12 protein-coding genes are annotated in these 24,140 nt (G+C 54.8%); 1 reads left to right on the top strand and 11 read right to left on the bottom strand.

Annotated features, from left to right (window positions below):
• Positions 1-11: 11 nt before the first annotated feature.
• Entirely contained in the window at positions 12-2,705 is a 2,694-nt protein-coding gene (locus SH528x_RS28255) for a glycosyl hydrolase family 95 catalytic domain-containing protein (protein ID WP_442506783.1), read from the top strand.
• Positions 2,706-2,852: 147 nt separating this feature from the next.
• Here SH528x_RS28255 and SH528x_RS28260 read toward each other — a convergent pair whose 3' ends face one another.
• The 11 genes from SH528x_RS28260 to SH528x_RS28310 form a co-directional block, all read right to left on the bottom strand.
• Positions 2,853-4,346: a sulfatase family protein gene (locus tag SH528x_RS28260; RefSeq protein WP_442512194.1), complete on the bottom strand. Its 1,494-nt coding sequence runs from the start codon at positions 4,344-4,346 to the stop codon at positions 2,853-2,855.
• 374 nt (positions 4,347-4,720) lie between these two features.
• Positions 4,721-6,274, bottom strand: a complete 1,554-nt coding sequence (locus tag SH528x_RS28265; protein ID WP_442506784.1) for a sulfatase-like hydrolase/transferase — start codon at positions 6,272-6,274, stop codon at positions 4,721-4,723.
• Between the two features lie 98 nt (positions 6,275-6,372).
• Entirely contained in the window at positions 6,373-7,929 is a 1,557-nt protein-coding gene (locus tag SH528x_RS28270; RefSeq protein WP_442512195.1) for a sulfatase family protein, read from the bottom strand.
• A 297-nt stretch (positions 7,930-8,226) separates the two neighbouring features.
• On the bottom strand, positions 8,227-9,630 hold the full coding sequence (locus tag SH528x_RS28275; RefSeq protein ID WP_442506785.1) for an IS4 family transposase: 1,404 nt from the start codon (positions 9,628-9,630) through the stop codon (positions 8,227-8,229).
• Between the two features lie 120 nt (positions 9,631-9,750).
• Complete coding sequence (locus tag SH528x_RS28280; protein ID WP_442506786.1) at positions 9,751-10,092, bottom strand: hypothetical protein; 342 nt, start codon at positions 10,090-10,092, stop codon at positions 9,751-9,753.
• Between the two features lie 153 nt (positions 10,093-10,245).
• Positions 10,246-12,312 carry a sulfatase gene (locus SH528x_RS28285; protein WP_442506787.1) on the bottom strand — a complete coding sequence of 689 codons (2,067 nt, stop codon included), beginning with the start codon at positions 12,310-12,312 and terminating at the stop codon, positions 10,246-10,248.
• Positions 12,313-12,512: 200 nt separating this feature from the next.
• Entirely contained in the window at positions 12,513-16,007 is a 3,495-nt protein-coding gene (locus SH528x_RS28290; protein WP_442506788.1) for a GH116 family glycosyl hydrolase, read from the bottom strand.
• A complete protein-coding gene (locus tag SH528x_RS28295) occupies positions 15,925-17,331 on the bottom strand; it encodes a sulfatase family protein (protein WP_442506789.1) in 1,407 nt (468 codons plus the stop codon). Before SH528x_RS28295 ends, SH528x_RS28290 begins: the two co-directional genes overlap by 83 nt.
• A gap of 77 nt (positions 17,332-17,408) precedes the next feature.
• Positions 17,409-20,672 (bottom strand): GH116 family glycosyl-hydrolase, encoded by a 3,264-nt coding sequence (locus tag SH528x_RS28300; RefSeq protein ID WP_442506790.1) that lies wholly within the window; start codon positions 20,670-20,672, stop codon positions 17,409-17,411.
• A 218-nt stretch (positions 20,673-20,890) separates the two neighbouring features.
• Entirely contained in the window at positions 20,891-22,393 is a 1,503-nt protein-coding gene (locus tag SH528x_RS28305) for a sulfatase family protein (protein ID WP_442506791.1), read from the bottom strand.
• 337 nt (positions 22,394-22,730) lie between these two features.
• A complete protein-coding gene (locus tag SH528x_RS28310) occupies positions 22,731-23,948 on the bottom strand; it encodes a putative glycoside hydrolase (protein WP_442506792.1) in 1,218 nt (405 codons plus the stop codon).
• Between the last annotated feature and the right edge of the window lie 192 nt (positions 23,949-24,140).

Here is a 24,140-nt window from a genome sequence, read left to right on the forward strand (position 1 = left end):
TCAGCATCAAGATGAAGAATATAAAAATGCCCCTAATGACAGCAGCCATGTTTTTAGTGGCGGTGACTTCAACGTTGACAGGGACGCAGCTTGTTCCGACGGCATTCGCTGCGGAGACGAATTCCGGTTTAGTCGCAAACAGTCCTGGCAAGGCTCTGCGGCTCTGGTACGACGAGCCTGCCCCGGACAGCGATGACGGTTGGGCGGACCGCTCGATCCCGATGGGCAATGGCTACATGGGTATCAACGTATTCGGCGGCACGGCGACCGAGCGAATCCAGATCACCGAGAACAGCCTGTACGACTCGACGGAAGGTCGAGGTCTGCACCGCGGAGGTCTGAACAATTTTGCCGAGGTCTACATCGACTTTGGCCACAACAACGCCCACAACTACGAGCGGGAGCTGAACCTAAACGAGGGCGTCTCGCATGTGAAATACGAGCAGGACGGTGTGGCGTATTCGAGGGAGTACTTCACCAGCTACCCCGACAAGGTGATGGCGATCCGCTTGAACGCATCGAAGCCCGGGACGTTGTCATTCACACTGCGCCCGACCATCCCTTTTTTGGGCGACGGCAAGTCTGGATCCGTCGTGGCGAAGGGCGACACGGTCACGCTTTCCGGCGTCATGAGCTATTTTGGCGTGAAGTATGAGGGGCAGTTCAAGGTGATCCCCGAGGGTGGCTCGATGAAAGCAGCCAACCGCCGATCACGGGGCGCTATCACCGTTTCGGATGCCGACAGCGCGGTGATTCTGATCGCGGTCGGAACCAACTACCAGCTCGACCCCAAAATATTCCTGACTACGGAGAACGCCGAAAAGCTCGCCGGTTTTCCTCATCCCCACGCCAAGGTGAGTCGCTACCTAGCCGATGCGTCCGCGAAGTCCTATGACGAATTGCGGGCAAGCCATCAGGCCGACTACAGCGAACTTTACGACCGTGTGAGCCTTGACCTCGGCGCTGCTGAACCGGCGATCCCGACCGATGAATTGGTCGATGCCTATCCCGATGGTGCGTCCAGCCGCTACCTCGAGGAACTTGCCTTCCAGTTCGGACGCTACATGCTGATCTGCTCTTCCAGGAAAGGCACGCTCCCGCCCCATCTGCAGGGGATCTGGAACGTCTATAAAGACCCGCCATGGGCGTCTCAATACCTGGCCGATACGAACATACAGATGGCCTTCGCGCCGGCCTTTTCCGCCAACCTGCCTGAGCTGTTCGAGTCTTACGTTGGCTACTTCAACAGCTTCGTACCCAGGCAGCGATTGTACGCCAATCAATACATCAAGCAGTTCAACCCATCGCAGCTTGACCCGAACGGAGACAATGGCTGGTCTGGACCGTTCTGGACCAATCCCTACAACGTCCCGCCAAAGTCGGTCGTTGCCGGCTTCGGCACGGGAGCATGGCTCGCTCAGATGTTCTGGGACTACTACGACTACACACGCGACGAGTCCCTGCTGGCGGACACCGTGTATCCAGTGATCTACGAACAGGCCAACTTCGTTTCCCGGTTCGTCAAAGACGTCGATGGCGTTCTCTTGGCCGAGCCGTCCTCTTCCCCCGAGCAAAAGCACCGAGATACGGTCGGTACTACTTTCGACCAGCAGATGTTCTACGAAAACCATCACAACACTTTGACGGCGGCCAAGATCCTAGGTCGCTCCGACAGCCGGCTGGCCATCTACGAGAATCAGCTACCGATGCTGGATCCGATCCAGATCGGAAAGTCGGGGCACCTAAAAGAGTTTCGTCAGGAGGAGTACTACGGCGAGATCGGCGACCCCACCCACCGTCACACCTCTATGCTGCTCGGCGTGTACCCGGGCCAATTGATCAACGACACGACGCCGGCTTGGCTCGATGCCGCGAAGGTTAGCCTGACTCTTCGCACCCGTAAGTCACCCATTGGATGGTCGCGAGCGGAGCGGATCTCCATGTGGGCCAGACTACACGACGGCGAAGAGGCTTACACTTACTACAAGGATTTGCTGGGGCTGAACTACCTGCACAACCTGTTCAACGATCACCGGGGCGGCCCGCTCTTCCAGGCCGATGCGAACTACGGTGCCACGGCAGGAGTCGTGGAAATGCTACTGCAAAGTCACGACCACGTGGTGTCCCCGTTGGACGCGATACCCGCAGCTTGGAAAACGGGCAAGTACCGCGGTCTCCTGGCGCGAGGCAATTTCGAGGTCGCTGCGCAGTGGTCTGGCGGTCAAGCCGATCGACTAGAAGTGCTGTCCAAATCGGGCGGAACCCTGGACTTGAGGTACCCCAACATCGCCAAAGCAGTCATCGAAACCTCGGAGGGGAAGACGGTAGACTTCACAGCCAAGGGCACGGACCGCGTCAGCATCGAAACCACCAAGGGCCAGGCGTACGTGGTTACGGACATCCCGGCCTATACTCCTGTCGCCGCGCCCTCGAACTTGGCGATCGGCAAAGACGATACGATCAATCAGGTCGAACTCTCCTGGACCGGCAGCGCGGATGCGGCGTCGTACAAGCTGTACCGCGCGGTGGGCAACGCCCCGGACTACGAGCTGATCGCCTCCGATATCGCTGACACCAATTTCGTCTACAAAGCCTCCGATCCGGCACAGGTCGACCAGATGACGCTCAAAGTCACCGCTTTACGGGCTGATGGACGCGAGAGCGACGAGGGTGCAACGGTGGTCCGGCTATTGCCTGAAAAATAGGATGCACATGTGCACTCTTCCATCAGGATAGAAGGAGCCCCAAAATCCGGCATATTGTCCCCCTTCCAATTGAGGCTTTGCCGTGTTTCGAAGACATCCGAAAAACGCATTAGGATACGGTCCGATGATCCATTCAGTGGCATCCATTCAATGGCCACTTTCGGATGCCGTGAAATCAGACATTGTCAGTGGCTTCGGATTTTTCACGACGCCAGCAGGTCGGCTGTTTTGCTTCAGGTCTTTGTTCAACGCTTTGGCATAGGCGCGAAGTCGCTCGACGACCTCGGGGTGCTGCGCTGCTACGTTGGTCGTCTCGCCGATATCGGCGGCCAGATTGAACAGTGCTTTTCCGCCCCCATGCTGTCTCGGTCCGCCAGTCTGTAACTTCCACTTGCCGCTGCGGACGGCCTGCAGCGAATTCACCCGGTAATAGAAAAACACCTCGTGCGGACTCTCTGCGCCTTCCGTCAACACCGGCCAGATGTCCTTGCCGTCGATCTTGCGATCGGTCGGAATTTCGGCGCCTGCGAGATTGGCAAAGGTCGGCAGCAAATCCATGGCCGTCAGCAATTCATCATTGTCGGAGCCAGGAGCGATCTTTCCAGGCCAGCGAATCACGGTCGGCACACGCAGACCGCCCTCCCAAGTCGTGCCTTTGGATCCTTTTAACGGGCCGGGAGAACCGATACCCACCGGGGGCCGAGCCTGTCCATTATCCGAAGTGAAAATAACAAGCGTGTTGTCGTCGATACCCTGTTCCTTGATCGCATCGAGGATCTTCCCAACGGACCAGTCAATCTCATTCACACCGCGGAAGTAGAGTTTGTCCCGAACCGCGTAGTTGATCTTGCCGGTTACCTTTTCCTGAGCGAGTGCTTCTCGCACCTCATCGGACACCCCTTCCAGATAAGCATCCGTGAAGTGCACAGGCCGGTGCGGGATTGGATGGGCCACATACAAAAAGAATGGTTGATCCTTATTCTTTTCGATGAACTTTACAGCGCGCTGCGTAAAACGCCTGGTGAAAAAATCGGCATCCGGATCCAATTCAATCACCTCCTCACCTTCCAACAAGGGCAACGGAGGAAACTTGTGTTTTGGTTTGTCGTTAAACGGATGGATGTCATGGCTGTAAGGGAGTCCGAAAAACTCATCAAATCCCTGTCGTGTCGGCAGGAACTCAGGCTGGTCCCCCAAGTGCCATTTGCCAAACATGCCGGTTTGATATCCCGCCGATTTCATCACCTCCGCAATCGTAACTTCCGCCGGATTCAAACCTTTGGGGTCCGCTGCCAGATTTACCCCGCCTGCCATGCCAACGCGAATGGGATAACTGCCGGTCATCAAGGCCGCACGAGAAGGCGTGCAATAAGGCGCGGCCATGTAGAAACTGGTCAGTCTCGCGCCTTCCTCTGCCATCCGGTCAATGCGCGGCGTGATCACATCTTTGCTGCCGTAACAACCCAAGTCACCGTATCCCTGGTCATCCGTTAAGATGATAACGAAATTGGGTTTTGCCTGCCCTGAGTTTGCCTGCCTAGTGCCTGACGAATGAGTTGTATCCGCATTCGCTTGCGCGACACAGAGTCCGTGAAAACCGAGGATCGCAACCACGAATAACAGGTAGTGCCTCAAATTCATTTTCACCTCAATGCTCCCCGGCAAGTTCGGTTCATCATTTCGTTCTCGATTCTTGGTGAGTGACTTCTCATTGTTTTCTTTTCTTTTGGCTGCTTCCCCTTCCTGAACGCTCCATTTGGATTGTTGAGGTCACCCGGGTACGCCGACTCGGGGCGATCGGCTCCGTCCATGTTCCAATCGCCCAACTCACGCCGTGTATCCGTTGCCAACCGTTGTAGCTCCTCTGTCTGCTCCGCGTGCGTCTTCGCTAGATCGTGTTTTTCAGAAATATCGTCGTCCAGATCATTGAGCACCGCGTGGTCCAAATTTTTATACTGGCCTTTGTTCTTTGCCCAATAGACCCGATTGGCGGCCTGACGCGGCAAGTGCAACTTTCATGCTCCACGGCGAACGGCTTCGAGGGTTAAGCCGTTGTAGTAGACGAAATCCTCACGCTGGCTCTTGTTGGCTTCTCCACTGAGAAGCGGCATCAAATCAAAGCCGTCATACTTACGATCCGTTGGCACCGTCACACCGCTGACGGCAGCAATCGTCGGCAGGATATCCAAAGCCGAGACCATTTCATCGTTGACCTGTCCCGCCGGAATCCGCTCTGGCCAACGCATCATCGCTGGCACTCGGTGTCCGCCCTCCATGGTGCTGTACTTCCCTTCGGACAATCGCAGTGCTGAACCGGCTGGCAACCAGGGACCATTGTCAGACGCGAAGATCACCAACGTCTCGTTCTCGATTTCCAATTCTTTTAGCGCCGCCAGAACGAGCCCGACATGGTGGTCCAGTTCACGCACCATCGCTGGCAGAGCTTGAGGGTTCATGCCACCTTTTCTCTTTTGGACAGAGGCCCACTCGTCCGCAGTGCAAAACTCCTTGTTGGGCGACCAGGGGCCATGCACCAGGTAGTGCGAGAGGTAGATGAAGAACGGCTTGTCATCGGCCCGTTGCCGCTTCATGAATTCGATCGTCGCATCGGTAAGCCGCTGATGCGCCTCGGCGAACCGGATCTTGCCCTGCGGCTCTTCGTTATGCAGCCACACATTCGGTTTCCCGACCGGAAAGGAGATCGCCCCGAGGTGCTCGCCCTCATACACGCGGGTTTGCCCGCGCTCAAACAGCACGGGGTCATTCAGCATGTCGTTGAGCTTTTCCGCGCGGTGCGTCTGACGCTTCGCATTGACGCGCCCGGCGATCATGCCGGTTTCCTGCATGCGAGCGTCCCATCCGGCTACCTTGAGTTGCGTCCGGATCTCCTCGATTGAAATCGCGTTCGCGAAGTAGACCACTTCGTCGAGGCTGATCGGTGCCGCGACCTGCCCGTCAGGAGCGGATGCCCCGAAGATCATCGGCAACGTCTCTTTCACATTTTTCAGCGATCGTTTATGGGTAAAGTCGAATGCCCCGCCGACCAGCGAACACTCTTGGCCATCCAAATAGATTCTGAGATCCAGCATGTTGCTGGTAATCGCCAGGTGATACCAACGTCCCACCTCGATCGGCTTGTCGGTCGGCAGATGAACGCTTGTCGGTATCAAATCCTGCTCGTAAGTCAGCACCGAAAGGTCGTGCTTGATCCCAACCTTGTACCTGAGCTTATCACCCGCAGCCTGGGCGATGATCACCACATCTTCATCATCCTTCGGAGCGGCATCAAGCTTGAAGAACAACTGAAGCGTCGCGGATCGACTGTCCAGATCCTTCGTGTTCTGAACGACCACCGGCGCTTTCGGCACCAGACTCAACGCCTTTCCATCGACAGCTCCGCCCACATAAGACATGCCGCCACTCGCTTTGCCAACAGCCTTGCCCGTGGTGTCGGACAGATCGCCCTCGAAAGCCCAATACCCGCGCAGTGACGGATGTGCCTTGATCAGATCCGCATAACTTTGCCTGCTGCCGTCGGCCAGCAACGGGCCAGCAGCGAGACCGCCCACAAACGTCCCGGCGGTCACCAAGAACTGGCGACGAGAGGTATCAGTCAGGCAACCGCAGGTTGGCGAGTTGCATTCGGAGTTCGTATTGGTCTTAAACGTCATGGTTGTCCCCGCTTGCTCTGTGATCGATAGGTCTTCAACAGGGCTGCCATCTGCTGCACCACTTCGGGATGGGATGTGTACAGGTTCCTGGTCTGGTTGACGTCGGCTTCCAAATCATAGAGCTGCGCTGTTGGGGAATCCGGCTTGTACTTGCCACTGGCGTCAAAATCGCTATTCACGTTGCCGACATACGCCGCGCAAATTGCGCCACCCGCGGCATGCTCACCTGGGTCTTTTGTAAATCCGCCGGCTCCCTGTTTCGGGATATACATCCACTTGCCTTTGCGCACGGAAACATGCGTGGCATAGCGCGGAAGCAAAACCAAATGGTCGCGCACCGGAGTTTCGGTGTCCGTCACCAAGGCTGGCAAGATGTTAACACTGTCCGCCAGTTGCGCCGGCTCAACGTCCTGCCCAGTGATGGCTGCCAAAGTAGCCAGCATATCCAGATTGCTGATCAATTGGTCGGATACGGTGTTCGGATGGATTTTGCCCGGCCACTTAGCAATGAACGGAATACGGTGTCCGCCTTCCCATACGCCGAATTTGAAGCCCAGCAGATCGCCGTTCTGACGATGCCCATCTTTGAAGGCATGCTGCCCACCATGATTGAACATGCCGCCGTTATCACTGGTAAAGATAATCAGGGTATTATCCGCCACGCCTTTCGCTTCCAGCGAGTTGACCACTTCGCCGACAATCCAGTCCAGCTCATGAATGAAGTCACCATACAGCCCGCACTGGCTCGTTCCCTGAAAACGCGGATGCGGCGTAAACGGGTGGTGAATATTGGTCGTTGCCAGATACATGAAGAACGGATCATCCCCGCGCTCCCCGATCCATTCCGTAGCTCGTTTGGCCAACTCGGTGCCCAACTCGAAGTCGTTGTAAAGCTTATGCGCCGCTTTCGCACCGCCAAACCAATTTCCGACTCGCGCACCATGTTCTCTGGTCAGTGGGGTGATCGGGGTTGCTTTTTCACCGGCCTTTCTACCTAAATAGACAATCGGATCGTCTGCGGTCATACCGACCACCGTATCATTTTCAACAAAGACATACGGCGGCGCACTGTTCACCACCGGTACGCCGAAATAATAATCAAAGCCCAATTCCAACGGACCGGGACGCAACGGTTTCGCGTAATCGGCGATCTTCTCGCCAAACCCAAGGTGCCATTTTCCGAAGCACGATGTGTGGTATCCCTTCTGTTTCAACAGCGACGCAATCGTCATTTTGTTGGTATCAATCAGCAGATTCTTCGTCGGGCTGCACGGTCCCCAGATATTTTTGCGCATCGGATATTCACCGGTCAGCAGGCCATAGCGCGAAGGCGTACACACGGCGGAGGGAGAATGCGCGTCGGTAAAACGGCGGCCCTCAGCGGCGAGCTTGTCGATGTTTGGCGTCTGTACCTTGGTGGCGCCGTAGCAGCCCACGTCGCCGTAGCCGAGATCATCGGCATAGATTAATACCACGTTAGGCGGCTGCTCCGCCGAAGCGAAACTTGCCATCGCTCCCAACAGAACCAACCAAATTGTTATTCTCAAATTCATCATCATTCAGTCCTTCCAATCATTGCTTTCTTCGTTTCGCAAATGGTTTCCAATATTCTCTGGGCCTCGCTTGGTAACCCGAACCGTGAGTTTTGAAGTTGCGTTTTCTCTTAGTGCCGGTAGGCACGGCAGCAAGTAGCCTGGGGCGTAAGCCCCAGGTTTTCCGAATCAATCATCCCCCAAGCCCCAGAGGGGCGACAGAGATCAAATGTTTCGCGATCTGTCGCCCCTTCCGGGGCTTCATCAATCAGTGGTATTAGTTTTCCTGGGGCTGACGCCCTGCTGATTACCCAATTTTTAATGTTCAGCTGAGACGGGCGGTCCGAAGGATCGCCATGCCAACGCGAAGTCCATCATTCGGCGAGTTCCGCGCCAAATCGTTTCCATCCCCGGTGGCCCATCATGTTTGCGTCGATTGTAGCCACCTAACTGAGCAAGCATCGGGATGAACTGCGAGAGTTCTGGGGCTGATTTGGGTGGTTCGGTTTCCTCAACGATTTTCCATACCGACTTCCACTCCGCTTCGCTGAACACGACATCACTGGGCAACTCAGGGCATTCTCGTCCAAGGAACGTGACAAACAGGATCCGCCACGCGACCACTTTGTAAAACATCAACGCGCGAATCAATCTGCTTTTCGTTTCCAGCATGATGTCCTCGACGCGGCAGCCCGATTTGTAGACTCTGAAAAACATTTCCACTGGCCACCGCGCAACGTAGTAATCCACGATTCGCAGAACATCCTGGTAGTCGTCAATCGGAAGTGAACTCAACAGCAGCCAGTTCAGATCGGTTCCGTCGCCCGGACCGCCGACCTCTTGCACAAGTACCACGCTGAGCGTCACTTCGGGAAGAGCCGATCTTGCATGGGGAGGTTTTACTTTTGTGCGAATCGCCCGGATTTCCAGAGTGGCTGTTCGGGCGGCGCGCTTCGCGGTGGCCGGTAGTTCGATCTGCCGCGTCGTGACGAGGTTAGAGTTTTCGACTTCCTCGCGCATCTTCTTGTAGGTATTGCCGCCCGCTTGTTCGTCTTTTTCAGGCAAGCTGCGGACTTGTTTGCTACGGATGACGAAGTCCGCAGGGCATTCGTGTTTTTCAGCTTCGACGAAGATGTCATAGATGTCACCTTCGCGGTCAGCCAACGAAACAATTTGCGTCTGGGGGCACTGGGATGCCAACTGGCAGCAACGCCGATAGCCTTGGAGCCATCGAAAACTTTCCTTGTCTTCGATGGGATCTGTCTTTCGCTCTGCTGCATTGCCCAAGCTCTCTTCGCTACGATCAAAGAAGTCGACATCGAGCACTCCCAGGCATAATTTTTCAGGGGTAAAGACAACGGAGCTATGGTCGTAGAGCCCTCTCCTTTCTGCTTGATTGAGGCAACGCACATCGTCGGGGGCGTGATTGCCAAAGTCCAATTCGGTCGTGTCTTGGGCCACGCAGACAACCTTCTGAAACTTGATTCGCTGAATTGTCGCTCGCCGGTGAGCGCTGAGAATCTCGTCGCTATCGACCTGCGAGTTTTGCAGGAACCGATAGGCTCCTTTGGCATCCTTCCATTTGTCGCAGGCTGCGTTGATACTCTCTTGAGGGTTGGCGAAGAGTGCCTTGAGAATCGCTTTGGATCGATCGTTTCGGCTTTTGTGCCCGAAGTCGATTGTGTTAAATTCTTGTTCAATGGTGGTCGGAATCGCATTCATCAATTGATCTCCTATCGCGTTAAAATAGGAAATAAATGGCGCAAATCGCGTGCCAAAACAGAGCTGATGTTGGAGAAGATTAAAAAACTATTGGGTAATCAGCAGGGCTGACGCCCCAGGCTACACGCTGTCGCCACTACCGTGGCTAAAAGCGCACTGCTTCCGGGGCCAAGCGGTCCAATTCCGGCTTGGTTCAGTATGCTTGTTACGATTTCGATCGGCCTCCAGTCGAGCCAGGCCCGCCAGATAAGGCAGGCTGTGAGCGATGTAGCCTTCGCCGTCGAAGAAATCCGGCTTGTCGTTTTCAGCGGTGATAGGGGCTATTTGGAACTGCTTGCTGGCGGAGAAACCGTTGCAGATTGAGCCCGGGATCTTTGACGGGCTGCCGCGGTACCGTGAACCGATGCCGCGGATCATGACCCGCATGGGATCGCCAATGTCATATCCCACTTGTGAGGACATGACATAGACTTCTCCCTGAGCCTGCGTTACAGCGCCGGCAGCTACGTGCAGTGATTTGCATGTAAATCGTAGCTGCCTTTGCCAGAAGGTGGAGCGATGCAGCTTTCAATTCTCTGGCGAGCGTAGCTGCTTCAAAGGCCTGGGTTGTGATCTTCATCGGATGCTTGTCTCCGGTTGATTGGTTAAAGCGTCCTCGGAGTAGTTCGCTTTGGATTTGTTCTTGGTCAACATATCGATTGGCGTCGGAAAGCTGGTCAGAAAATTGTTTTCGTCGATCAAGTTGATGAAGTAATGTGTTGTCCCTGTCGGCAAACGAGCCATCGCTTTCTCGCCTGGGACTATTTCGGCGTCCTGTCGGAACCATTCTTCATCCTTGTCGCCGCCATTGGTCGTGTAGATCAAGTTTGCTCGCACCACACGGGCACCGTTCTCGTGGTACGTGAATTCGACGACATCGCCCTTTTGATGATGAGAGACAACCGTCGGAACTTCCTCCTTGTGCGGAATATTTTGCTTGACGGCCGGATTGTAGTACGGATAACTGGCATTCATTTCGGTTAGTATTTGCGTGAGTCGCTGATTCAGTTCTTTCGCCATTTCCGGCATCGATGTCGCCAGGTTCTTGGCTTCCTCGATGTCGACCCGGACCTGCTTGCCGTTTGTAGATTCGTAAAGTCGGAACAACTCAAGTTCAGGCGTATTCGGGCTGCCCACATGATCGTAATTACGCACCAGTTTGTAATCGCCGACTCGAATCGTGCTTTCGAGTGCGACGCTGTGAGGGAAGTGCCACATCATCGTGTTACGAACGGATCCGTCCGACTGGCGAACCAGCGAAGCGTCGGCGGGGTTCTCCAGTAGCAACGGAGCCAAGTCACAGCCATCTAGCTGTTTGTCTTTTGGCTTTTGTACGCCAACTAACGACAGGACGGTTGGATAAAAGTCGAGTCCATTGACCATCACATCAGACTGTACACCGGCCTGGATACCTGGACCGGCGATGATCAGCGGCACGCGTGTCCCGCCTTCCATGGCGGATATCTTGCCACGATCCAGTGGATAGTTGTCCGTGATGATCTCGCCGGGATGTCTTTCCATTCCGCCGTTGTCCGACGTGAAAATGATAAAGGTGTTTTCACTCAGCTTGTGCCCGGGCCAGCGAGGATCTTCGTTGGTTTCCAGGTAATCGAAGAGCTGGCCAACGTAATGATCCAACTGTTCGACCATGGCACAGTAGAAAGGATTGGTTTGTCCTTCGCCCAGCCACTCCTCGGGTTTTGCGGGACGCTGGACGCCTAGCTTTTTGCAGTACTTGTCGAGCAACTGCTCGCTGCGCGTATGAATCGGTGCATGCACCAACCAAGTGGCATAGTACAGAAAGAATGGCTTATCTTTATGCTCGCGAATGAACTCGATCGCGTCTTCACTGTTTTGGTGATAGGGAAAACCATTCTCATCCAAACGATGCGGATCGTTCTCGTCGCGTGTTGCAAAGCCAGTCAGGCGATGGGGACGCATCCGCTCGGTCGTCCCCAGACTGTGCCGCGACCACTGAAACCCTTGGTCCGTTGGCTGAGGAAACGCATTGTGATTGATAGCCATGTGCCATTTGCCACAATGACCGGTGACGTAGCCGTTGCTTTGCAACACGCGGGCCAACGTGACTTCGTTTTCTGGCATTCGCCCGCTGTACCAAGGCGGCATCATGCGGAACGCGGATCGGTTGTAAGGCGTTGGCGGCCCGCCTCCGACGACGTGCGTTTTCTGAGCGCGGGCCGGATGATTGCCACTCATGATCGCGCAACGTGATGGTGCACACGTTGGCGAGGGCGCGTACGCTTGCCAGAACATCACGCCCTTTTTGGCCAACGCATCAATGTTCGGCGTTTCCATCGGCGACGGCTCGTCGATGTCATAACACTTGACGTCCTGCCAACCCAGGTCGTCGGTCAGCAACAACACCACGTTGGGTTTGGGGCGACTGTCACTGCCGGCACTTGTCGCGGGAGTAGCAAACGGCTTGGTTTCTTGATCGTCCGAAGTCACGACAAGTTCACCACTATTGTGATTTACAAACCAAGCGGACGTTTTCAGGTTCTCAGTCGAAGTAGACCCAGCGGCGGATTGAACCATGGGGACCGTCGTTAATTCGCCAAGCAATTGGAGTTCGGTTCGTTCCCGAGCCAAGTCGTCTGCCAATCCTTCCGTACTAAAAAGCACGAAAGTCATTCCCAGCAGGAGCAACGATGAATGGATTAGTGTGCGATTAGCGTCGATTAGTTTTCCACGACTATCGCTTAACAAATTTTGGGGACATGAAGATCGTCGCTGACAAATCGTTTCCATTCCAGTTCACCTTTCTTTCCAAAGTTGATCAAGTCGTAATGATGCGTGGTATTATCATTGTTGTCGTCTCCCTATCAGGACAGTTCCACGCGTATATCGAGCTGCTGGTCCGCCTTCAGCACAAGTGGTTGCCCGAATGCTAATCGAAGCTTGAGGTTGAAGACGTCGAGGCGTACATCCACGGCTTCGCCCCCGAGTGTCACTTGCGCGGACTGCGGACGCGCCCCTTCGGCGGCCCAGAGAATCACCTCATTCAAGCGAAGCTGACCCTCGCGCAATTCAAGGGAAGCCTTTTGCTGATTCGTTTCCTGAACCTGGGAAAAAAGTCCATATCCCTCGGCGACGGTGAAGAAGCTGGCGTGGTCTTCCGGATTCACGCGAGGCTTGAAGCCGATGCGTCCGGCAGGGCCGTCGTAGATAAAGCCCTGCAGGGCCAGCAGCACTGACCAGACACTCAACGAACGGCCGTAAAATTTGCCGCACTCATCATCGCCGAAGGGATTACCCGAATAACCCCAAGCACCATTGTTCATGTCGGTGACGCCCTCGGTTCGCAGGCGACCATCGTATCGATCGGAGATCACCTTGATGACCATCAATCCCTCGCGCAGCATGCCCATTTGAATCATCGTCGCAGCCGCACCGTACTCGAACCCCGTCATGACTTCGTCGCCATACTTCATGCCGGGAATCGGCTGCGGGTTCTTTGGCCAGGTGATCATCTTCATGCCGCCGTCGTCGACTTCGCAATATTGCCGCGGCTTGAGCGATTGACCATGGAAGTCCGCCAGGAAGTTATACTTCAGCAGCGACTCCATCGCCTTACGCGAGCGATCTTGCGGGTAGTTGTCGTCGATGCCTACTTGGTCCGCCCACCATTCGCCAAGGATCTGGTCGATGTGGCAACCGTCCAAGTAATCCTGTTCTCGCTTCTCGCCAACTTCCTGGACGTAATACTCGCCGTTCCACAGACGCTGGTTTTGAAGCTTCCTGCCGGACGCTCTGATCTTCCGATATTCGGCGGCCAGCGTTTGATCGCCCATCGTCTCCGCCATGCGAGCTGCCGCTTCGAGTGCTGATAGATACAGCGTGCCGATCCAAGAGGAACATCCGGTGAAGGCACCATCGAGCGTGTTGTGCTGGAGGTGCTGCATGTATCCGTCGCGTTTGGGATCCCAATGTTCGATCCCCCAATCCATCGCCTTCTTGACCTTGGGCCACTGCGACTTCAGCCACCGGTCATCGGCACTGCAAAGATGCTCGCGGTAGGTATTGAGGATCGTCCCGAAGTGCCCGTCTGCTGCCGGGTTCTTGTTGGTCGCCCGGTGGGGAAGCAATCCATCGGCGGCGAGCGTGCCATAGTCCTGCTCGCGCATCTTGCGTCCCAATTCGGGAAGCAAGCGGGCATGGGCTTGGGCGTAGTGCCACACATGCGTGCAGTTTCCGGCGCAACAACCATCCGTTGGGTTACAGCCTTCCCACGCACCGAAGTACCCATCGGCAGCCCACCAGCAAGTCTGGCTTCGCAAGACGGCCAATTGCGATGACAGCCGATCCAGCAACCAGACCGGCAACTTGGATGCATAGAGCGTGTCGTGAAAGCGGCGAGTTCGCGCGGTCAAGTCTTCGAGGTTGCTTTGCAGGAACGACGCGACGCCGCGCGCATCGGGCCACCAGTTGGTGTAATTCTGCCCTCGGTGCGACCAGCCGACGCTTCGTCCTGATTCTCCTTCCAGCTTCACCGGTCGTCCTCCAGACCCATGCTGACCGGCTTTGAAATACCAGGTCAGCACATACGTCACCGATTTGGTCTCACCCAGTGCGAGTTCAAGAGGTGCCGAGAGTGCACCGTTAACGGTTTGGCCGGCCTGGGAAACTTTGGATTCACTTGGCCCTTTGCACTTGCCGTCTTCGCCAAACGCATCGTGCAACGACTCCGTCGATTCCCATGACGCACAGCCGGATGCACCTGATGCTTGTGTCATTAGCACCATGTCCGATCCCGGGACATCATTGCGCGTCATGTGCAACAGGGTCGCATTGCCCTCGCTGACAACATGGTTTTGATTCTTTCCGAATCCGCCACCTTTGCCTTCGTTGAAGCCGAGCGCGTTTGCCTGCGCGGCCAGGACATCGACCTTCACGGGCGAGGACGATGTATTCTTCGCTGTGACGGTATAAATCGCACAGGGGATTGCCGAGTGCTTCAGGTCCATCGGGATGAATGGATTGAAAACTTCCAGTTCCACCTCAACCGGCAGTTCCGGCTCGTCAAAGCGATACTTCGCAAAAGGATATTCGCCTTCGAATTTCAAAGACGACATCGCCGCAAACGGCCCGACCGATTCGGTCTGCAATGCGCGAACCACAGGCTTGCCGCCAGGACCTTGCGCCCGCACGGCAAGGAAGCTGTCGGCGATCCGCTCTTCGGAAAAATTGCAGGCAATCTGCCAGATCGCCGGTTCGGCCTTGCCGTTGAACTGGATGCCACCCGCGCCGATACCGCCGACGATGAAATTGATGGCGTCAAGGTGATCGCCTTCATAAACACGAGTCGCCCCCGGTGCGGTCAGCCCCGGATCATTCAGGATGGCCTGCTCCTTGCATTCTCGAACGGCGTCGCGCTCTGCCTTGACGCGTGCGACGATCGCGCCAGTCGCTTTCAATTGCTGTTCCCATCCGGCGGCCTTGAGATGTTCCTGAATCTCGGCTTGGGTCAGGCCTTTGGCATAACAGGCGACCTCATCCAGGAGAATGTTCCCAGAGCCCCAGCCTTTCACCGACGTTGCCCCAAACGTCATCGTGGATTTTTTCGGCCCTCTTCGAGTCCACTCGAACGCGCCACCGACGAGGCTGCACTGGTAACCATCCACATAGGCTCTCAAGTCGAGGTCGTACCCCGTGATGGCGAGGTGATACCAACGCCCCACTTCGATCGGCTGGGCCGTGGGGAGTTTGATTGTCGTCAGGACCGTCTGTTTTTCATTGCGATACACCAATGCTGAAAGATCATTCTTGACGCCAACAATGTAGCGAACCGCCTGCCCCAATGTTTGGGCGATCAGCACGATGTCTTCCTGTCCGCTGGGCTTCGAATCGACTTTGAAGAACAGTTCCAACGTAGCCGATCGCCCTCTCAAGTGGTTTGTATTCTGCACCGAAAGCGGCTCATTGGGCTCAAGGCTGACCGCCTTGCCATCGACCGCACCGTCAACATAAGTAACGTCACCCTTGGCGGTGGCAGATGCCTTGCCCATCACATCGACAAGATCGCCGTCAAAACGCCAATAGCCCCGCAAGGACGGATCTGATTTCAGGAGCGCTGCATACGACTCCCTACTGTCGGCCGCCATCAGTGGCCTTCCGCCCAGACCCGCAGCCAAGACGCCTGCGGACACCAAAAAGCGGCGACGGGACATGTCCAAACCGACAACGGATGGTTCACACTCACATCTACCTGGCTCACACAAAGTTCGTTTCATGAGTTTACTTTGACAGTGGCTTGGGATTGTCAACGAATGCGGCGGGCCGATGGTCCTCCGCGATGTCCATTTCAAACGCCCGGACATATTCGACGAGTCGTTTGACTACTTCAGGCTGGTCTTTGATGAGGTTCTGCGTCTCGCCGATATCGCTCTCAAGGTCGTAGAGAAGCGTGGGTTTTCCTTTGTTCGTATGAAGCTTCCACTTTCCCAACCTCACCGCATTCAACTCATTACCGCGATGATAAAAGAATGCTTCGTGCGGTGTATGCGCCTCGCCGATGAGAGTTGGCCAGATGTCTTTGCCATCAATGGTTCGATCGGTGGGAATCTTTGCGCCGGCCAGTTTCGCGAACGTCGGCAGGAGGTCCATTGCGGTCATGAGTTCGTCGTTAGACTTGCCCGCCGGGATTTTTCCGGGCCAACGAATCACAGTTGGCTCGCGCATACCGCCTTCGAACGTGGTTCCTTTTTTGCCTCGCAACGGAGTCGCCTTTCCGACCGACGGGCCATTATCGGAAGTAAAGATCACTAGGGTGTTGTCATCGATACCTTGCTTTTTCAGGGCGTCAAGAATCTGCCCGACCGACCAATCGATTTCACTGATCGCGGAAGAATAAATTTTATCCCGCGTCTTGTAGTCGATTGTCTTGTTTTGTGCTTCCAGAGCGAGTTTCGCTTTCAGCGGTTCAGGAACACCCTTCATAAAGGGAGGCGAAACGTGAAGCGGGCGATGGGGAATGGGGTGCGGAATGTAGAGAAAGAACGGTCCGCTCTTGTTCGTTTCAATGAAGCTTACGGCGCGCTGCGTGATGCGCCGCGTCAGGTAGTCGGCATCGGGATCCATTTCAACCACCGTCTCGCCATCCAACAACGGTAGTGGCGGGAAATTGTACTTCTTCTGATTGGTGTGGAACGGGTGGATGTCGTGGCTGTAGGGAAGACCGAAGTATTCGTCGAAGCCCTGTCGGGTCGGGAGGAAGGCTGGCTGGTCGCCAAGGTGCCACTTGCCGAACATTCCCGTTTTGTATCCTGCCGTTTTGAGCACTTCGGCGATGGTGATTTCGTCAGGATTGAGTCCCTTGGTGTCCCCTGCAAGTAACACGCCAAAATTGGAGCCGGTGGCCATATCGATTCGCTTGGGATAGCAACCCGTCATCAAGGCGGCGCGCGACGGCGTACAGACAGGTGCAGCCACATAGAAGCTGGTCAGCCTGGCACCTTCGGCCGCCATTTGGTCGATCCTCGGTGTGTTGACATGCGCCCCGCCGAAGCAGCTGAGATCGCCATAGCCCTGGTCGTCGGTAAAGATGACCACGAAGTTGGGCCGTGAGGACTCAGCGGCAATCAGCTCCGTCACGGACGCGAGCACTAGGCCGAGCAAGAGTATCAATAGATGGTGTGTTTTCATGATGAAGTTTCGAGTTGGTGTAGGGCTGGTTCCCACCGGCCGGTTCCAAGCAGGCCGGTGGGAACCGGCCCTACAAGCTAGACGAGCTGAACCTCGATGTGTTGCCCTGCAACCAAGTTCAACGCGCTACCGAAGCTCAGCACATGACGGTCGTTAACCACACGGAAATTCGCGTCGACTACTCGTCCGTCAACTTTGACCGTTGCACCACTCGCCATGGCGGATTCGATTTGATCTAGCGTCAGTTCCTGCAAAGCAAGCCTGCCATAGCGTAGCTCAATCGACGCGGTCTGTTTTCCATCGATCAATTTCTGAGTGAACCGTCCCCAACCTTCAGCCGTTGTGAACGCGGCTCGAAAATTCTCGGGCTTTAGCTTGGGTCCGAAAGCCAGCTTTCCTTGCGGGCCGTCATAGCGATAACCGCAAATTGCTAGGTAAGCACCGAAGCTGGCCATCGCACGCGAGTAGTGATCACTGCATTCGACTTCGTTATAGGGATTTCGATCTTGCGGCAAGTAACGATCATAGATGACTCTGCCGATCGCCAGTCCCTTCTCGAGCATGCCTTCCCAAATCATGTGCGCGGCGACTTGCCATTCAAAACCGGTCATACACTCGTTCAAGTAACCGGCATAGCTCTTCTTGCCACTCTTCGGCTCAACCTTTCCGTGAGGGAAGCTGCACATGATCAAACCCGCGTTGCCTGCCGCTGCGTACCACCGTCCGTCGGTCATCTTTTCCCGAAACAAGCCTACGTCTGGCGCGAAGTTGTACTTCCAAAGCGACTCCAACGATTGCAATATTTTCGCTCTGGGCAAGACGCGGTCGATCCCCACATTCCACAGCCAAGAATCGCCGAGCAACTGATCAATGTGACAGCCATTGGTCGAACCGTGCTTTTGGTCTTCGCCAGGACCCGGTTTGTGGATGAAGTAACCAAAGTCATCGTTCCAGAGCAAATCGACCATTGCCGGGGCGCCTTTGGCGACGATCGCCTCATAGCGCCGGGCAACCATGGGCTGATTCATCTGCCGAGCCATCACGGCCGAAGCTTTGAGTGCGGCGTGGTACAAGTTGATCAACCAATGAACCTGACCAAACCAAGGTTCGTCCAGTGTGTTGTGTTGCGATCCCGCAAGCATTCCATCCTCATCAGGATCCCATTTCTGGATCACATGATCCATCGAAAGCTTGACGCGATCCCAAATGCTTTCCAGGAATCGGTAGTCCGTCGTCATCTGGCTCTCACGTAGCACCCGCAAGATCGTGCCACAGTTTCCATCGATGGCATCACCGAATTTCGGATCCGTATAACGATGCCGGATGCTGCCTGACTTGGGATCGAAGCCGATGCCGTATTCGATCTTGTCTCGATTCTCGCGTTCAATCTGAGGAAAGATTCGGGCGAGTCCTTGCGCGTAGTGCCAGACGTGCGTGCAGTTGCCGGGGCAACACTTCACCCCTTCATCAAAATTGTAGTGCTCCGGTTCACGTCCTTGGGCGAGTCGCTGTCCCATCTGAGTTTGCACGCAGTTTAGGGTGACGAACGTGCGTTCCAGAAACCAATACGGCAACGTCGAGTCATACCAGGTGTCGACCCACGCCCCTGTCGCATCATGCAATTCGGACTCTCGTGCCGCAACCGATCCAGCAGCATCGGCCGCGGTCGGCCAGAGAGTTGAATAGTGATTGATCGCGGCAACCGTCCGTTTGCCAAACACCCGGTTGTACTGCACGTTGGGAAAACGCCAGGACAACGTAAACGAAATCGTTTCTGATTCACCCGGCTTCAATGTCAGCCTGCGACCCAACGAGGCAAACCTGCGCTGGTTGAAGTCTCGCTCGCTGATTGATCCCTGTTTCAAATCAGCTGGCTTCGCTGCAAACAGATCGGTCACAGCCGGCTGCCGTCGATCAATGTCGACAATCTCGGGTCTCGCATCGCCAAGCAACCCTAATGCGATCGAGCCGTAATCTGGTTGCAATTCCTGCTGCGAACTTGGCCCCTTTTTGACCGGAGGATGCGTTGAAAACTCGATCTGATCGACATCGATATGCCCCCAAGGCCCCGAATTCGCATCGAGTATTTCAATGTGTGCCGTTTTGCCTCGGAGTGTTTCGACCGACCACGACGCCCATGTCATCGCGTCAGACTTTTTGCCCGTTGCCGATTGAACCTGCTTGCCGTCGACCCACAGACTGACACTCAATTGTTTCGAGTTCGATCCTCCACCGATTAGAAAGTTGATGTAGGGCTTCTCAATCTGGAAATCTGGCGAGATCAGTTTTCCCTGCAACTGGTCGGTGCCGGTCCAGGAATTCACGAGGCCTTTGCCCTTGAAGCCCGACAGTTTTTGTAGCTTGCTGTTGTCCACACCATCCGATGGCGAGTCGCCAAACGCGTTCCCCTCGACGGACCATTCCCCGTAACTTCCGCCTTCAAAGTCAGCGAAAACTTCCGTTTCGGCGGGACCAGAATTTTTTGACGTGCCGGACTGAAAATCAGCGGAACATTCCACCGTTGAAATGCCCTCGAGCTCTTGGTACTTGCAAACACGCTTACCTACAGCCAGCACGCCCGATTTCGCGTTGGAGATGTTTTCGATCCAGCCAGCGATTGCGACATCCTGCTTGTCGGCCGATGTATTTGTAACCGTGTACTGCATCACGATTACGGGATAGCTCGAGTCGTCTCGATTGAGCGGAATGAACGGCGTGTAGGCATGCAGGTGCACATCAACCGGGCAATCCGTATCGGCATAGTCAACCGTCGCCATCGGATACTGGTTGGTGAAAGTGACGTCACTAAAACCGTTTGCGTCCAAGGTAAAAACCTTTTTGCTATCCGCCGTCCCCACTTGCAGTGCAAACCCCTGACTCATCGGCACCGAATCGCGGGCCACATCGGGATCCATGAATCGTGGTCCCTTCGCGGTATCCTTTTTGAAATCACGGGAGGCATCCAAGTTCCAATGCCAAAGCCTGCCATCGCCGCCGAGATAGACTTGCCCCGTACAAATACCATTGATTGGCATGCCGATGAATTTCAAGTCTTCGCCGCTGGCCGTCAGAGGGTTGCCGCGAGCATAGAGGCTTGCGATCCAGTCCTGACTCAGTTTCTTATCCGATGGAATGATCTGTTCAAAGTCTTCGCTGGAAAACGGTCCCGCCATTACTCGCGACCGTCCGGCCAATAGCATCGCCGCCGTCATCCCCGAGGCCTGAATGAACCCTCGCCGTCCAAGCAAATGGGAGCCTACCGAATGAGCCGAACATTCGCCGGAGCCTTCGCAGCAAGAATCCTGGAAATTGATCGTATTAAGCGTTCTCGACTTGCTCATTGAATGTCGCCAGAGGTTGGATTCGCAATCTAGTGTCTTCGTCTCTATTACAGCTACCTTCGTCAGAAGGTGGTCTCCACGCTCTGAATGCCATTTCAGTGGTAGCGAAAGTCGCAGAGACTTTCGATTTCCGTCGCTCGAAACGAAACTCTCTGCGAGTTTTGCTACGTCAGTTATTGTTGACGTGATGCTAAACTTACGATTCGAATCATCGGTGCCTATTCATTTCCAGAGGTTGATTTGCCAGCTGGCTTTCTCTGACGTGGTTTTCTGATCGGGTTTTGAAGTTTTCGAGGCCCCTTATCGAAGAACCTTGCCTTGCTGCCAGTTTGATCGATGTCCCCCAGTTCCGTTCGTGCCCGAGTGATTCGCTTCATCAATGCAGTGACCACTTCAGGATGCTCCGCCGCCACGTTTGTGGTTTCACCGGGATCAGCCTCGAGGTCGAATAGGTGAATTTCGTCGACCGCTTCGATCATGCGGGCCCACCATCCGAGACCTTTCGGTGCATCGACTCGCGGCAGAACGAGTTTCCATGAGCCCGACCGCACGCCAGTCAGCAGACACCCCGAGTAGTAAAGATATTCGTCGCGCGGACTGGCTTCGGACTTCCCAGTCAAAAATTCAGTCGCGTCTTTGCCGTCGAGTTCAACGTCGGGCAGCTTGCCCTTGGCGATCGAAGCAAACGTGGGCAGCAAATCCATCGTGCTGAGGATCTCGTCGGACGATGAGTCAGCAGGAATTCGCTTAGGCCAGCGAGCAATAAATGGAACTCGCGAACCGCCATCCCAAGCACTCATCTTCCAGCCGCGGTACGGATCCGCATTGCCGGAATGATCGCGAGGAATGAACTTCGCCGCATTTGGTTTCATCCCGCGTGTGGTTTCAACCCACGGGCCGTTATCGGATGTAAATACGACCAAGGTATTGTCGTCGATATTTAAGTCTTTAAGCGTCTTGAAGATTTCGCCACACGACCAATCGATTTCTTCAATCGTGTCGCCGTAGAAACCGCCATCGGACTTGCCTTTGAAGTTCTCCGATGCCCCCAGCGGAATGTGTGGCATGTTGTGTGCCAGATACAGGAAGAACGGCTTCTCGTGGTTCGACTTGATCCAACGAATCGCTTCGCCGGTGTAGTCAGCAGTGATGTTGTCCCAACTCTCAACGGACTTCACCACGACTTCCTGATTGCGCATGATCGAGCTGCGCATCTTTGTGTCGTCGACGTTCACGGTGTAACCGTTGAAAATCGGTGTGCCGTAAAAGTAATCGAAGCCTTGCGCATTCGGCGTCGTCGTGTTTTCACTACCGAGTCCTAAATGCCACTTGCCAATCATGCTTGTCGCGTAACCGGCCTGCTTCAGCACTTCAGCCATCGTGACTTCGTCTGGATGCGGAACCGTGTGCAGCCGTTTGATGTTTCCTGGTTCAGCAATTCGAATCGGATACGATCCGGTCATCAGTGCCGCTCGCGAAACACCGCAAACAGGCTGAGCATAAAAGCTGGTCAGCCTTATGCCTTCGGCTGCCATCTGATCCAAATGCGGCGTCTTGATATTCGGCGAACCGAAGCAACCCAAATCTTGATACCCCTGATCGTCCGTTAGAATCAGGATGATGTTGGGCGTCGCAGCGGTATCAGCTCCGGTCGCAAGATTGGCAGCAAGCAATTGGACGCCCCCAAAGCCAACGAAGAAAACCAGGTTCAGGAGTTTCATTTTTGCTTCTTTCGTCGAGGATTCGTCGTTGCAGCAGTCGATTGGCTCGTTGGCCGAGTCCTACGATTAGGGCATTGCGAAAAGCAGCAGAGTCTGTCGGCAATTCGCGACACAACCAATGGATCGCCGAAAGGCTAGACTCCAACTGCGTGCAGCGAGGCATTTCCCGACCGTTCGCGTTTCTTGATACCGAACGTGGTTTGGGAACCTGTTATGCGATGCGACCAAAGTCCGAGTGAAATTGAGGTCATTATGCGTAATGCATTATCACTCATTGGATCTGATGATTCGAGGATAATCTGCGACATGAAATTAATGATTTGCGTCACCCCACTGGTCATCGCCAAGTGATCTTGGCCTGTCGACTTTCGGTGTTCACCCAAACGCTGGCATGCTCAAATTCACGAGTAAATTCCCAACCTTGCGGAGAGATTCGCTGGTAAGCCCCCTTCGGCGCACCTAGCGGCCGATGCAAGTCGGGGTAATCCTGCAAGGAGCCCGACGACAAAGTCCAGCCCCATCCGTACTGGAAATAGGAATAGGGCTGGGCGCCGATTAGGTAGCAGGCGAGATAGAATTCCAAACGTTCTTTGGCCAATTCCTTTATCCGTTCCGCTCGCCCGCGTCTTGCCCTCGCGTTATCTTGCTGCCGATTCTCTCTGGGATCGGAATCGACACCGATCCGAAAGACCGACATTTTCCCGGCCTTGGCGAGACGCAGCATATCCTCCCAGTCTTGCAGCATACTCTCCTTACTAAGAAGTTGTGCGTTGTAATGCTCGAACATGCTGGCATCAATCACTGGGAAAACGTGATTGGCAATTGCTTGATGAACATTGTTACCAAGCAGGATCTTGTCTGGCCCCATCTTCCTTTTCAACGAGGCCATCATCTCTCCCATCGCCTTTTGCAATTCTTGGCTCTTGTCTTCTCGCAGCCAGAAAAAACCGTGCATTTGATCGATAAAGGCACCGTCACAGCCAGAGTCGGCCACTCCCTTGGCAACGGTATCAACCCACCATTCACGTAGCTGAGGATTTAGCACATCAAAAAAGAAAACATTGCGGCGATGAGCCAGCTCGCCCGTTTCAGGATCGACCAACAAAAACTTCTTCAGTTCAGGATGTTGATCGATTCTGTCTCGCGTAAACGCTTTGTTGTAAGAAGTAAATGGCCAAGCATAGGCCGAATTGAAATAGAAGAGCACCTTTATACCGGGTTTGATCTTCTTAAATTCCGCAGCCTCGTGCTTAGCCCCCAACTCCGCTGCACCGAGCATCTCCAGCCCATGAGATTTTTCAATACAGAGAAAATCTGTTCGTGCGGCGATCCAGCGTACTTCCTCCGGCAGTAATACCCGCTCCATATCCCCAAACATAAAATACTGCGGCGTCACCTCCCAACTGAACTTGGGATAGAAGTCCATGGGCACAAAGTGACTGCCATCACTGATTCGTAACGCAGTCTTTTCTGGCGGTTTTGGAGAATCCTCTGCTCTGACAAGCGATGAACATGCAATCAACACCGACATTAGGAACACAGGGTACACTTGCATCAAGCATTGTATTAATGTCGTCTTTCGCTCTGCGAAAACAACGCCACAGACAACTTTCGCGGAGCGAAAAGCGACAGTTATTTCCCGTTCGATCCTCAAACGAATCTTCATTCTGTTCTTCTCCAGCGTTTACTCTCATGTAACACACGGACTCCTTGTGTCAACACTGACATATTCTCATTGAAGTACGGC

The organism is Novipirellula methanifontis (assembly GCF_052161655.1).
Taxonomy (GTDB): domain Bacteria; phylum Planctomycetota; class Planctomycetia; order Pirellulales; family Pirellulaceae; genus Novipirellula.